A 12760-nucleotide genomic window follows, 5' to 3' on the forward strand; every position below is an offset into this window, starting at 1 on the left:
CGACGACCCCGGCCTGCGCCGAAGGTCGAGGAATGAAGGCGATCAGCTACAGCGCGTACGGCTCGGCCGATGTCCTGGAGTACGGCGAGCGGCCCGACCCCAAGGTCGGCCCCGACTCCGTGCTGGTGAAGGTGCGGGCGGCCGCCGTCAACCCGGTCGACTGGAAGGCCCGCGAGGGCTACCTCCAGGGCGGCCTCGACGCCGTCTTCCCGGTGATCCCCGGCTGGGACGTGTCCGGGGTGGTCGTGCAACCGGGCATCGCCGTCGACGAGTTCGGGGTCGGGGACGAGGTGATCGGCTACGTCCGCGAGGACTTCCTCTCCCGCGGTACGTTCGCCGAGTACGTCGCCGCCCCCGTCCGCACCCTCGCCCGCAAGCCGCTCAGCCTCAGCTTCGAGGAGGCCGCGGGCCTGCCGCTGGCCGGGCTCACCGCGTACCAGGTGCTGCACCGCACCCTGAAGATCCGCGACGGCGACACCGTCCTCGTCCACGCGGCGGCGGGCGGCGTCGGCTCGCTCGCCGTCCAGATCGCCCGCCACACCGGCTGCCGGGTCGTCGGCACCGCGAGCGCCCGCAACCACGACCATGTACGGAGCCTCGGCGCCGAACCGGTGGAGTACGGGGACGGCCTCGCCGACCGGCTCCGGGAGCTGGTCCCCGAGGGTTTCGACGCGGCCTTCGACACGGTGGGCGGCGAGGCGCTGCGGGTCTCGGCCGAGACGCTCGCCGAGGGCGGCCGGCTCGCCTCGATCGCCGACAGCGAGGTCTTCTCCTACGGCGGCCGCTACGCCTTCGTCCGGCCCGACGCCGCCGACCTGGCGCAGCTCGCGGAGCTGGCCGAACGGGGCATCGTCACCGTCCATGTGGACCGGGTCTTCCCGCTGGAGCAGGCGGCCGAGGCGTACCGCCTCAACCAGGAGGGACGTACGCGCGGCAAGATCGTGGTCACGGTGGACTGGGACAGCTGACATCTCCGGACGCGCTCAGAACAGCATGGCCACCGCGAACACCGCGAACGCCACCGTGCACAGCGCCGCCGCCAGCGCCCCGCGCGGCGCGAGCGGCTCCGGCCGCGCCACCCCCATGCGCCGCACCCTGAGGTGGGCCACTGCCAGGAGCCCCAGCCAGGCCACCGCCGTCAGGGCGACCGCCACCAGCGCGGCCGGGGACACACCGCTGTGCAGCGCCTGCCGCCCGGCGAGCAGGGCCACCACCGTGGCGGACAGCGTCGTACGCCGCCACGCGAGCCGGGTCCGCTCGGGCTGGAGCCCGGGGTCCCGGTCGTGTACCGCCGCCGTCACCGGCCCTCCCAGCCGAAGAGGACCACCACCACCATCGCCACGGCCACGACCGCCACCACGATCCCCAGCAGCGTCGGGAACCGCGAGACCGGCAGGTCCTCCCCGCGCCGCATCGCCCGCTCGCACCGCACCCAGTGGTTGACCGCCCGCAGCGCGCACAGCACCCCCGCGGCGAGCAGCCCCAGCGCGAGTCCCGCCCGGACGCCCCAGGCCAGCTCCGGCAGGAACTGGTCCACGGCGAAGCCCCCGCCGATCAGGGCCAGCGCGGTCCGGATCCAGGCGAGGAACGTTCGCTCGTTGGCCAGGGAGAACCGGTAGTCGGGGGTGTCCCCCTCGTCCCGGATCCGCTGCGGCGCGAACCACAGGCGTACGCTCTGCGCGATCTTGTTCACAGGGGAACCCTAGGTCAGGAACGGTTCCACCTGGCCCATGGACTGTTCCGCCTGGCCCAGGAACCGTTCCCCCTGGCCCAGGAGCTGTTCCGCCGGCTCGCCGCCTCCGGCGAACAGGGTCTCGTACGTCGCCCGGCCGAGGACCTCCACGGCCCGCGCCGCGATGCGGTCGATGTCGTGCCGCTCCCCGTCGGGCAGCGGTAGACCGACGGTGTCCCTGGCCGCCGCCGCGGCCCCCAGATACCGGGCCGCCGCCTCGGGCCTGCCCCTCAGCAGCTCCGCTCCGGCCAGCCCTTCCAGGGCCAGCGCGACTGCCCGCGGGTCGCCGGTGGCGCGCGCCACCGTCAGCCCCTTCCGTTGCAGCCGCAGGGCCTCGCCCGCGTCGCCGCGCAGTTCGGCGATGAACCCCAGCTCGGCCAGGATCAGCGGGGGCGTCTCCGGTTCGTACCCCATCCGCCGGTGCAGTTCGAGGACATGGCGCAGGTGGGCCTCGGCCGCGTCGAGCTCGCCGGCCCTGCGGGCCCCCAGCCCGAGCCCGATCTCGGCGTACTGCTCCCCGAACGTGTCCGACTGCTCGGCCGCGAGCCGCCGCGCCCGCTCGTGCAGCTCCCGGGCCCCCGGCAGGTCCCCGGTCAGCAGCGCGAGCCGCCCGAGCCCCGAGAGCTGGAAGGCGACGTCCCGCCACAGGCCGAGGTCCTCCGCCATGCGCAGCCCGTCCCGGTACAGCCGCCCGGCGTACGCGTAGTCGCCGACGGCCTCCGCCAGGGTCTGGAGCGGAACCATGGCCTGGAGCTGCCCCCACTGGTCGCCCAGGTCCCGGAACAGGGCGAGGCTCTGCTCGCCGTCGCGCCGCACGGCGCCGAAGTCCCCGCGCAGCTTCGCGTGGTAGGTGCGGCTGCCGAGGGCCGCGGCCGTGCCCCATCGGTCGCCGAGCGACCGGAACCCGTCCAGGGCGCGGGCGACCAGCTCCGTGCTCGGCGCCACGTCCCCGATGCCGTAGAGGTGGGAGGCCAGGAACCACTGGGACCTGGCCCGCCCGGCCGGGTCGTCCACCGCCGCGTAGGGCCGGAGCGCGGCCTCGTACACCGCCCGGGGATCGGTGCTGCCGTGGACCGCCAGCCGGAAGCCCCCCAGCCAGGCGGTGGCCCGGGCCACCGACAGGGCACGCGCGTCGGCCCCCTCGGGGACCGGGAGTCCGGCCTCGTCGGCCGCGGACAGGGCGAGGGCCAGGGACCGCTCGGCCTCCTGGTTGCGGCCGCGCAGACGCCAGTACCAGGCCACCGCGTTCACCAGCCGCAGCGCCCGGTCCGCGTCCCCGTCCTGTACGGCGCTGTCGAGCGCCGCCCGCAGATTGGCGGTCTCGGCGTCCATGCGGCGCAGCCACTGCCGCTGGCCGTGGCCCCGCAGATGCGGATCGGCGCGCTCGGCGAGTGCCGTGTAGTACGCCCGGTGCAGCCGCCTCACCTCGTCGGACTCGCCGTTCTCCCGCAGGCGTTCGGTGCAGTAGGCCGCCACCGATTCGAGCAGCCGGTAACGGGGGCCGTCCGTCCCCTCGGCCATGACGACCAGCGAGCAGTCCACCAGCCGGGCCAGCAGGTCGACCACCGGAGCGCGGTCCGGGCCTCCGGCCCCGCAGACCACCTCGGCCGCGTCCAGGGTGGCTCCGTCGCTGTGCACGGCCAGGCGCCGCAGCACCGTGCGTTCCTGCTCGTCGAGGAGGCCCCAGCTCCAGTCGATCACCGACCGCAGGGTCCGCTGCCGTTCCGGAGCGCTCCGCGAGCCCGTCGCGAGCAGCGGGAACCGGTCGTCCAGACGGGCCTCCAGCTCGGCCACCCCCAGGGACCGGACCCGGGTCGCGGCCATCTCCAGGGCCAGCGGGATACCGTCCAGCCGACGGCAGATCGAGACGACCGCCGCCGCATTGCTCCGGTCGAGGACGAAGCGGGGAGCCGCCGCCGCAGCCCGCGCCTCGAACAACCGCACCGCGCTGAACCGGCGTACGGCCGCCGGGCCGAGGTCGGCCGCAGGGCCGGGGTGCCGCAACGGCGGTACCTCCTGGAGGTGTTCGCCGGTGATCCCCAACGGCTTCCGGCTGGTCGCCAGGATCCTCAGCCGGGGTGCGGCCTTGAGCAGCCGCTCGGCCAGCTCGGCGGCGTCCTCGACCACATGCTCACAGTTGTCCAGGACCAGCAGCGCGGGTTCGTCGCCCAGCGCGTGCGCCAGCCGGTCCACCGCGGAGAGCGGCGCGCCCCCGCCCGGGTTCGGCCCGGCGTCATCGCGCACCCCGAGCACCGCACCGACCACCTCGTACACCCCGGCGGGCGAGGCTCCCGCCGCCGCCCGCCCCGCCGGTACCCGGGGCGGGTCGAGCACGGCGAACTCGGCGAGCCGCACCCCGCCCGGGAACCGGTCGACGACCTCGGAGGCCATCGCCAGGGCGAGCCGCGTCTTGCCGACACCGCCCACCCCCGTGAGCGTCACCAGCCGGTTGGCGGCCAGCAGCGTGCGGAGCTGATCCATCGCCCCGGACCGGCCGACCAGCTCCGTGAGGGCGGCTGGGATGTTCGTCGCCGGACGCACGGCGCTGGTCGCGGGCGGGGGAGCCGCGGTCAGTTGGGGGTCCTGGCCGAGGATCGACCGGTGCAGCGCCTCCAGTCCGGGGCCGGGATCCACCCCGAGGTTCTCCGCCAACTGCTCGCGCAGCTCCGCGTAACTGCTCAACGCCGCCGCCTGCCGGCCCGCGAGATAGAGGGCCCGGACCTGCGCGGCGCGCAGCCGCTCGCGCAGCGGGTGCAGGGCGACCAGGTCGCCCAGCTCGTCGGCGACCAGCGCGTGTTCCCCCAACTCCAGCCGCACTTCCGCTTGTTCCTCCAGAGCGGTCAGCCGCTGCTCGTCCAGCCGGTCCCGCGCGGTGTGGGCGAACTCCTCGTCTGCGAAGTCGGCGAACGCCGGCCCGCGCCACACGGCCAGGGCGTCCGCGAGCAGCGCCGCCCGCTCGCGCGGGTCGCCGGCGGCCCGGGCTCCGGCCGCCAGCCGGTGGAACCGGCCGGAATCCACCGCGTCCCCGTCCGCGCGCAGGAGATACCCCGGGGCGAGGGAGACCACGAGCTCGCGCCCCCCGGGCTCGGCGTCCTCCAGCGCGCGGCGCAGCTGCCAGACCTTGGTCTGGAGCACCCCCGTCGGGTTGCCGGGCGGGTTGGAGCCCCACAGCGCGTCGATCAGCCGGTCGGCCGAGACCGGCCGCCCCTGCTCGACCAGGAGGAGGGCCAGCAACGCGCGGACCTTCAGCTCGGGCACGCGGACCGTCCGGCCGTCCGCCGTCCACACCGCCAGAGGACCGAGCACCCCGAAACGCATGTGATCACGCTATCCCGGCGAGGACGGCGGCCGACAGGCCCCTCCCGGCCTGCCACGGGCCGAGACCGGACCCGGGAGAAGTCCGGGAGCGGACCGGGAGCGGCCGGGCGCACAGTGGCGGCCGAAGAAGCCGGGACTGCCGGGAGCAGTTCGACCACCAGGGCCGCCCGTCGGACCCCAGGGGCCCCTCGACGCGGCCACGTCGATGCTCGACCAGCTCACCTGGTGGGGACGCCTGCTCCGGGACGCCCGCGCCGAGGGCGCCTACCCCGGCTGAGCCGCCCACAGATCCCGTACGTCACGCAGATCCCGTACGTCACGCAGACCCCGTACGTCACGCAGAACCCGTACGTCACGCAGAACCCGTACGTCACGCAGAACCCGTACGTCACGCGAACGCGCACGTCACGCGAACGCGCACGTCACGCACAACCATGGAAGGAACACCGCATGTCGTCGAAGGCCGCCGCGCCCTCCGCACCCAAGGCGGGCACCCGGGAATGGACCGGGCTGGCCGTGCTGGCCCTGCCCACGCTGCTGATCTCGCTGGACCAGAGCGTCCTCTTCCTGGCCCTGCCGCACCTCGCCGAGGCCCTCGAGCCCACCGGGACCCAGACGCTGTGGATGATGGACATCTACGGCTTCATGATCGCCGGCTTCCTGATCACCATGGGCACGCTCGGCGACCGGGTGGGCCGCCGCAAGCTCCTGATGATCGGTGCCGCCTGTGTCGGTCTCACCTCCCTGCTCGCCGCCTACTCCACGAGCGCCGAGACGCTGATCGCCGCCCGGGCGCTGCTGGGCATCTCCGCGGCGACGCTGATGCCGTCCACCCTCGCCCTGATCAGCAACATGTTCCACGACCCGCAGGAGCGCGGCCGTGCCATCGCGGTGTGGGCGAGCTGCTTCATGGCGGGCACCGCGCTGGGCCCCGTGGTCGGCGGCGTGCTCCTGGAGCACTTCTGGTGGGGCTCGGTCTTCCTGCTGGGCGTGCCGATCATGGTGATCCTGCTGGTCCTGGCTCCGATCCTGCTGCCCGAATACCGGGACGCCGGCGCGGGGAAGGTGGACCTGCTGAGCGTGGCCCTTTCGCTCGGCGCGATCCTGCCGGTCATCCACGGACTCAAGGAGCTGGCCAGGTACGGCTGGGACCCGCTGGCGGCCGGGGCGATCCTGGCCGGTCTCGTGGTGGGCGCGCTGTTCGTCTCGCGGCAGCGGAAGCTGGAGAGCCCGCTGCTCGACCTGCGCCTGTTCAGCAGCGCCTCGTTCAGCTTCGCGCTGGTGGTCCTGCTGGTGTCGATGGTCGCCATGGGCGGGTTCTACCTGTTCGTCACCGGCTACTTCCAGATGGTCGAGGGCCTCTCCCCGATGGAGGCGGGGCTGTGGATGGTGCCCTCCGCCCTTGCCTCCATCGTCTCCGCGCAACTCGCCCCGACCCTGGTGAAGCGGCTGCCGCTCGGGCTCGTCATCGGCATGGGCCTCGGTATCGGCGCCGTCGGCTACGTGCTGATCGCCTTTGTCGGCCCGGTCGGCGGACTGCCGCTGCTGGTGGCCGGTTTCGTCGTCGTGTTCTTCGGCAGCGGCCCCGCCGGGGCGCTCGGCACCAACCTGGTGGTCAGCTCCGCCCCGCCGGAAAGGGGCGGATCCGCCGCGGCGCTCTCCTCGATCAGCGGTGACCTGGGCGTGGCCCTGGGCATCGCCGTCCTGGGCAGCATCGGCAGTGCCGTCTACCGCAGCCAGGTCCAGGTGCCCGAGGGGCTGCCCGAGGGAGCGGCCCGGGCCACCGGGGACAGCCTGGAGAGCACCCTGGCCGCGGCCGGACGGCTCTCCCCGGAGCTGGGCGACCAGGCTCTGGCCGCCGCCCGTGACGCGTACACCAGCGGGCTGAACACCGTCGCCGTCGTCTGTGCCCTGGTCGCCGCCACCACCGCGGTCATCGCGATGACCGCCCTGCGCGGCGTGGGCCCCGGCGTCGCGGATCAGGCGGACCGGTAGGCCCGCAGCCGCCGGTACGCCTCCACCCCGTCCGGCACCCACGGCCACTCACCGAGACGCTCCTCAAGCTCCGCATCGTCCAGGAAGGTGTGCCAGGCGACCTCCTCCGCCTGAGGGGCCACCGGAAGCTCGCACCGCACCTGGTAGACGGCGGACCACCAAGAGTGCTTCTCATCGGTGTAGAGGAACCGGAACAGCGGCTCGGGCATCGGCAGCCCCGAGACCCCCAGCTCCTCCTCCGCCTCGCGCAGCGCCGCCTCGTCGTAGGACTCGCCCGCGCCCACCACCCCGCCCACGAACATGTCGTAGTGCGAGGGGAAGAGCAGCTTGGTCGCCGTCCGCCGGTGGACGAAGAGACGCCCCTGCGCATCGCGCGCCTCGACGAAGACACAGCGGTGGCGCAGGCCCCGCGCGGTCGCCTCGCCGCGCGGGGCCTGCCCGATGACCTCGTCTCTCTCGTCGACGATGTCCAGGATCTCGTCAGAAGGCGTCATGCGTTTCATCCAACAGCACCCGGGTGGTTGACGTGGCAGCGGACGGTACCCAAGATCTGACGCACGGGTAACTTGAACGTTTCTCACACCCCTGAGCCTCCCCGAACAGGATGGAACCCATGGCGTACGACGCTGATGTGATCGTGATCGGGGCAGGGCTCGCCGGACTCGTGGCCACCGCCGAACTGGTCGACGCCGGCCGTTCCGTGATCGTCCTCGACCAGGAGCCCGAGCAGTCCATCGGCGGGCAGGCCCACTGGTCCTTCGGCGGCCTCTTCCTCGTCGACTCGCCCGAGCAGCGCCGGCTGCGGGTCAAGGACAGCCGCGAACTGGCCCTCCAGGACTGGTACGGCACCGCCGGGTTCGACCGCAAGGAGGACCACTGGCCCAAGAAGTGGGCCGAGGCGTACGTCGACTTCGCGGCCGGCGAGAAGCGCTCCTGGCTGCACCAGCAGGGGCTGCGGATCTTCCCGGTCGTCGGCTGGGCGGAGCGCGGCGGCTACGACGCGACCGGCCACGGCAACTCCGTACCCCGCTTCCACATCACCTGGGGCACCGGCCCCGGCGTCGTCGCCCCCTTCGAGCGCCGGGTGCGCGCGGGCGTCGCCAAGGGGCTCGTCCAGCTGAGGTTCCGCCACCGCGTCACCGGCCTCGCCCGCACGGCCGGGGCGCTGGACACGGTCACCGGCGAGATCCTGGAGCCGAGCGCGGCCGAGCGAGGCACCGCCAGCAGCCGCGAGGCCACCGGCACCTTCGAGCTCAGGGCCCAGGCGGTGATCGTCACCTCCGGAGGCATCGGCGGCAACCACGACCTGGTCCGCTCCCAGTGGCCCGAGCGCCTCGGCACCCCGCCCGAGAAACTGCTCTCCGGCGTCCCCGCCCACGTCGACGGGCTGATGCTGGGCATCGCCGAGGAGGCGGGCGCCCACCACATCAACCGGGACCGGATGTGGCACTACACCGAGGGCATCGAGAACTGGAACCCGATCTGGTCCAAGCACGCCATCCGCATCCTGCCCGGCCCCTCCTCCCTCTGGCTGGACGCCCGGGGCAGGCGGCTGCCGGTCCCGCTCTTCCCCGGCTTCGACACGCTCGGCACCCTCGAACACATCATGCGCACCGGCCACGGCTACACCTGGTTCGTGCTCAACCAGCGGATCATCGGCAAGGAGTTCGCCCTCTCGGGCTCCGAACAGAACCCGGACCTGACCGGCAAGTCGGTACGTGACGTGATCGGCCGGGCCCGCGCGGACGTGCCCGCACCGGTGAAGGCCTTCATGGACCACGGCGCGGACTTCGTGGTGGAGAAGGACCTCGACGCCCTGGTCCGGGGCATGAACGCGGTCAGCGGCGACGGCCTGATCGACGCGGCCGAGCTGCGCCGCGAGATCACCGCCCGCGACCGCGAGATCGCCAACCCCTTCACCAAGGACCTCCAGGTCACCGCGATCCACGGCGCCCGCGCCTACCTCGGCGACCGCCTGATCCGTACGGCGAAACCGCACCGCATCCTGGACCCGGCGGCGGGCCCGCTCATCGCCGTACGCCTCAACATCCTGACCCGTAAGTCCCTGGGCGGCCTGGAGACGGACCTCTCCTCCCAGGTCCTGACCGCGGACGGCACCCCGCTCCCCGGCCTGTACGCGGCGGGCGAGGCGGCGGGTTTCGGCGGCGGCGGAGTCCACGGCTACCGCTCGTTGGAGGGCACGTTCCTGGGCGGCTGCATCTTCTCGGGCCGAGCGGCGGGTCGGGCGGCGGCAAAGACACTGGCTGACTGAGCTTTTACGGTGCTGGACGGGGCGAGCCCATCATTCAAGCTCTCCCGCGCATGACGGACCGGGGCCACCATTCAAGCCCCTCCGGCGATTGAGGAGCGGGGCCCGGGGCGGCGCCCCGGACCCTCACCCGGCCGAAGGCCCGCCGTACACCCCGGACCCTCACCCAGAGGAGACCCCGCCCCCGTCCAACCGCTCCACCACCCGAAACCGCTCGGCCACGATCATCGTCCCGTCGTCCACCGTGAACGACGGATCCCCCATCGCCTCCCGCATCTCCTCCCCGTGCCAGAACGCCTCGTGCCCCGCACGCCATTCGGCCACCGACCGGTACCCCTCGCCCTCGTCCAGCGCATGCTGGAGATCGACCTCCCCGAGCGGCAGCACCCGTACCTCGGTCATCTCCAGCACCGCCACCTCCCGACCCTCCGAGTCGATCAGCGCGGACCGTTCGCCCACCGGTGGAAGCTCCTCGCCCTCCAGCTCGTACTCGGCCAACAGCCCGGAGGTGGAGACCTTTTCACCGGAGAGGACCGCCGCCACCAGCCGGTCGCGCAACGGGCCGGGAAAGGCGAGGAGGAAGGGGGCGAGAGGTTCGCGAGGTTCCATACCCTCAGTGTGTCAGGCGTCACTCCGCACCCGCCCATCCCACCCGCACGCTGGGCAAACACCTCTCCCGGCCCGACGACTTCCGGCCAACTATCCGGAAACGGAGAGCAGTTGGTAGAGACCACCTCTTGACTCGGAGCATTCCCTACCGCTTTGCTGTGCGCGATCATCTGCTCGCACACCGCGTCGAAAGAAGTCTGCGGCATGTCCCCGCCTCCGCCGCCCCTGGGCCGCTCCCGCCGCCGGGGCGGCCGCTCGGACCACGCCTTCGACCCGGCCCTGGACGACCACGAACTCATCGACGCCCGCAGCCAGTTCACCCAGGGACGCTGGGGCGACGCCCGCGCCCTGCTGGTGACCACCGGGAACGACTGGGACCGCCGGGGACACCGCGTCCTGGGCCTCGCCGAGATCCCCTCCGCGGTGGACTGGGCCAGCGACTGGCTGCTCGCCGAACCCGAGAGCCCCGACGCGTCCACCCTCCTCGGCTGCGCCTGTGTCGTACGGGCCCTGCGCCCCAAGGCCAAGGCCGACGACGCCGCCCGCGCCCGGCAGGCCTGTCTCGCCGCCGCCCGGATCACCCCCGACGACCCCACCCCGTGGCTGGCCCTGCTCCTCCTGGACCGGGGCCGCGACGACGGCGGTGACGAGACCGGCAGGCTCTTCGAGGAGGTCCGCTCCCGCCACCCCGAGCACCACCACGCCCACCACGTGATGACCGCGCTCCTGGCCGAGAGCCACCCCGACAGCGGCCAGGACCCGCTGCACGAGGTGTACGACTTCGCCGCCTGGGCCGCCGAACAGGCCCCGGCCGACTCGCCGCTCGCCGTGCTCCCGGTCGTCGCCCACGCCGAGCGCTACCGCGTACTCGTGGCGGCGGGCAGCGAACCGGACGACCCGGTGGCGTCCGGGCACTGGTCAGGACGGCGGGCCCGGCAGGTGATGAAGGCGGCCTTCGACTGGTGGCTGGAGTGGGAGCGCGAGGACCACCCCCGCCACCGCGTGGACCTCAACTTCCTGGCCCACGCCAAGGTCTGCGAGGGCCGGACCGCCGAGGCCGCCGCCCTCTTCCACCGCATCGGCCCGCACGCCACGGCCGCCCCCTGGTCGTACTCCGGCCGCGACCCGTACGCCGCGTTCACCGCCGCCCGGGACCACGCACTCGGCACCCCCTGACCAGGGCCTCACCCGAGAAACGAAGACGGAACACCGAGATAGCGAAGACCGAAGAAGGGACCACCCCCGCCATGTCGACGGGCAGTTCATTTCCAGGCAAGACCCGGCAGACCGGCACCACCAGGCTGACGGGCGATACCGGCGGGATCAACACCTACAAGGGTGAGGAACGCGCCCTGCGGGCGAACCGCCTCGGCACCCCCGGCCTGCTCCTCTCCGTGCTCGCCGCCAGCGCCCCCCTGATGGTGGTCGCCGGGGTGATGCCCACGGTCTTCGGCGTGATGGGCATCGTCGGCCAGCCACTCCTCTACGTGATCCTCGGCGCCGTCCTGATGCTGTTCAGCGTCGGCTACGCGGAGATGAGCCGGCACGTCCACAACGCGGGCGCCTTCTACGCGTACATCGCCCGGGGCCTCGGCCCGACGGCCGGTGCCGGAGCCTCGCTGGTGGCGCTGGTGGCGTACAGCGCGATGCAGGTCGGCATCTACGGGATCCTCGGCTTCGAGGTCTCCGTCATCCTCTCCACGTACGCCGGCATCGACGTGCAGTGGTGGATCCCCGCACTGATCTCGGTGGTCGTCGTCGGCATCCTCGGCTGGCTGAAGATCGACCTCAACGCCAAGGTGCTCGGTGTCCTGCTGGTCATCGAGTGCCTGCTCGTCGTGATCTTCGACATCGCCGCCGTCTCCGAGCCGGGCCCCGAGGGGCTCTCGTTCGCGGCGTTCAACCCGGAGACCCTCACCGGCGCCGGGCTCTCCACCGCGCTCTGTTTCTGCATCGCCGCGTTCGTCGGCTTCGAACAGGCCCCGGTCTACGCGGAGGAGACCAGCCGCCCGCAGATCGTGGTCTCCCGCGTGATGTTCCTCGCGGTGGGGTACGCGGCGCTGTTCCTCGCCATCAGCTCATGGGCCCTGACGGTCGCCGCCGGACCCGGCTTCATCGCCGACACCTCCCTGAAGGAGGGCCCGGGCATGCTGTTCGGCCTGACCGAGGAGCGGCTCGGCTCGACCTTCACCGACGTCCTGCACATCCTCTTCGTCACCGGCATGTTCGCGGCGCTCCTCAGCTTCCACAACGTGGTCGCCCGCTACGCGTTCGCCATGGGCCGTGAGGGACTGCTGCCCGCCCGCTTCGGCCGCACCAACCGGGCCAGCGGCGCCCCCGGCATCGGCTCGCTGCTCCAGTCCGTCATCTCCGTCGTCATCGTGCTGGCCTTCGCCTTCAGCGACGACAACCACATCGGCGACCCCACCGTCCCCGTCCTGCGCCTGTTCACCTGGATGGGCAACGTCGGCGCGCTCGGCGTCATCCTGCTGATGGCCGCCGCCTCGTTCGCCGTCATCGCCTTCTTCGTCAAGCGCGGCGCGGGCCGCGCCCAGGCCCCGCGCCTGGTCGCCTCCGGCCTCGCCGGGATCGCGCTGCTGTCGATCGCCGTCTTCACCGTCCGCGACTTCGACGTCCTCGTGGGCTCCGGCGACGGATCGGCCCTCAACTGGCTGCTGCCCGGCGTGATCGTCCTCGCCCTGATCGGCGGGCTCGTCTACGGAGCGGTCCTGCGCAAGGTCAAGCCCGAGGTGCACGCCCGGATCGGCCTCGGCAACGAGGCGTTCCAGCTGGAGAAGGCGGCCGAGAACGAGGCCAGCCGCCGCTGACCACCTCGT

At 72.9% G+C, this 12760-nt stretch carries 10 protein-coding genes; 5 read left to right on the plus strand and 5 right to left on the minus strand.

The window, feature by feature from the left end; all coding sequences use genetic code 11:
- Positions 1-32: 32 nt before the first annotated feature.
- The gene (locus IF17_RS0125220; protein WP_030570100.1) at positions 33-968 is read left to right on the plus strand and encodes an NADP-dependent oxidoreductase; all 936 of its coding nucleotides are present in this window, start codon (positions 33-35) and stop codon (positions 966-968) included.
- A 15-nt stretch (positions 969-983) separates the two neighbouring features.
- On the opposite strand, the gene IF17_RS0125225 is transcribed toward IF17_RS0125220, so the two are convergent.
- From IF17_RS0125225 to IF17_RS0125235, 3 genes are read right to left on the minus strand one after another with little or no spacing between them, the layout of a single operon-like run.
- Positions 984-1301, minus strand: coding sequence for a DUF202 domain-containing protein (locus tag IF17_RS0125225; RefSeq protein ID WP_030570102.1), 318 nt, complete (start codon positions 1299-1301; stop codon positions 984-986).
- Positions 1298-1693, minus strand: coding sequence for a YidH family protein (locus tag IF17_RS0125230; RefSeq protein ID WP_030570104.1), 396 nt, complete (start codon positions 1691-1693; stop codon positions 1298-1300). The genes IF17_RS0125225 and IF17_RS0125230 overlap by 4 nt, the downstream gene beginning before the upstream one ends.
- Before the next feature lie 9 nt (positions 1694-1702).
- Complete coding sequence (locus IF17_RS0125235; RefSeq protein ID WP_030570106.1) at positions 1703-5050, minus strand: ATP-binding protein; 3348 nt, start codon at positions 5048-5050, stop codon at positions 1703-1705.
- 450 nt (positions 5051-5500) lie between these two features.
- Here IF17_RS0125235 and IF17_RS0125240 point away from each other — a divergent pair, with 450 nt between their 5' ends.
- The gene (locus IF17_RS0125240) at positions 5501-7045 is read left to right on the plus strand and encodes an MFS transporter (protein ID WP_030570109.1); all 1545 of its coding nucleotides are present in this window, start codon (positions 5501-5503) and stop codon (positions 7043-7045) included.
- On the opposite strand, the gene IF17_RS0125245 is transcribed toward IF17_RS0125240, so the two are convergent.
- Positions 7030-7539 carry an NUDIX hydrolase gene (locus tag IF17_RS0125245; RefSeq protein ID WP_030570111.1) on the minus strand — a complete coding sequence of 170 codons (510 nt, stop codon included), beginning with the start codon at positions 7537-7539 and terminating at the stop codon, positions 7030-7032. The genes IF17_RS0125240 and IF17_RS0125245 overlap by 16 nt on opposite strands.
- A gap of 119 nt (positions 7540-7658) precedes the next feature.
- Here IF17_RS0125245 and IF17_RS0125250 point away from each other — a divergent pair, with 119 nt between their 5' ends.
- Positions 7659-9317 (plus strand): FAD-binding dehydrogenase, encoded by a 1659-nt coding sequence (locus IF17_RS0125250; protein ID WP_030570113.1) that lies wholly within the window; start codon positions 7659-7661, stop codon positions 9315-9317.
- Between the two features lie 159 nt (positions 9318-9476).
- Here the strand turns inward: IF17_RS0125250 and IF17_RS0125255 are convergent, their stop codons facing one another.
- Positions 9477-9923 carry an ASCH domain-containing protein gene (locus IF17_RS0125255; protein ID WP_030570115.1) on the minus strand — a complete coding sequence of 149 codons (447 nt, stop codon included), beginning with the start codon at positions 9921-9923 and terminating at the stop codon, positions 9477-9479.
- Between the two features lie 204 nt (positions 9924-10127).
- On the opposite strand from IF17_RS0125255, the gene IF17_RS0125260 reads away from it, so the two are divergent.
- Entirely contained in the window at positions 10128-11099 is a 972-nt protein-coding gene (locus IF17_RS0125260; protein WP_030570117.1) for a hypothetical protein, read from the plus strand.
- 71 nt (positions 11100-11170) lie between these two features.
- Positions 11171-12751, plus strand: a complete 1581-nt coding sequence (locus IF17_RS0125265) for an APC family permease (protein WP_030570119.1) — start codon at positions 11171-11173, stop codon at positions 12749-12751.
- The last annotated feature ends 9 nt before the right edge of the window (positions 12752-12760 follow it).

It is taken from the genome of Streptomyces cyaneofuscatus (assembly GCF_000718135.1).
Taxonomy (GTDB): domain Bacteria; phylum Actinomycetota; class Actinomycetes; order Streptomycetales; family Streptomycetaceae; genus Streptomyces; species Streptomyces cyaneofuscatus.

Excerpts from the sequence above, each read along its gene's own strand:
- IF17_RS0125250 (WP_030570113.1), top strand. The coding sequence starts at position 7,659 with ATGGCGTACGACGCTGATGTGATCGTGATCGGGGCAGGGCTCGCCGGA.
- IF17_RS0125240 (WP_030570109.1), top strand. The coding sequence starts at position 5,501 with ATGTCGTCGAAGGCCGCCGCGCCCTCCGCACCCAAGGCGGGCACCCGG.
- IF17_RS0125245 (WP_030570111.1), bottom strand. The coding sequence starts at position 7,539 with ATGACGCCTTCTGACGAGATCCTGGACATCGTCGACGAGAGAGACGAG.
- IF17_RS0125255 (WP_030570115.1), bottom strand. The coding sequence starts at position 9,923 with ATGGAACCTCGCGAACCTCTCGCCCCCTTCCTCCTCGCCTTTCCCGGC.
- IF17_RS0125260 (WP_030570117.1), top strand. The coding sequence starts at position 10,128 with ATGTCCCCGCCTCCGCCGCCCCTGGGCCGCTCCCGCCGCCGGGGCGGC.
- IF17_RS0125235 (WP_030570106.1), bottom strand. The coding sequence starts at position 5,050 with ATGCGTTTCGGGGTGCTCGGTCCTCTGGCGGTGTGGACGGCGGACGGC.
- IF17_RS0125265 (WP_030570119.1), top strand. The coding sequence starts at position 11,171 with ATGTCGACGGGCAGTTCATTTCCAGGCAAGACCCGGCAGACCGGCACC.
- IF17_RS0125220 (WP_030570100.1), top strand. The coding sequence starts at position 33 with ATGAAGGCGATCAGCTACAGCGCGTACGGCTCGGCCGATGTCCTGGAG.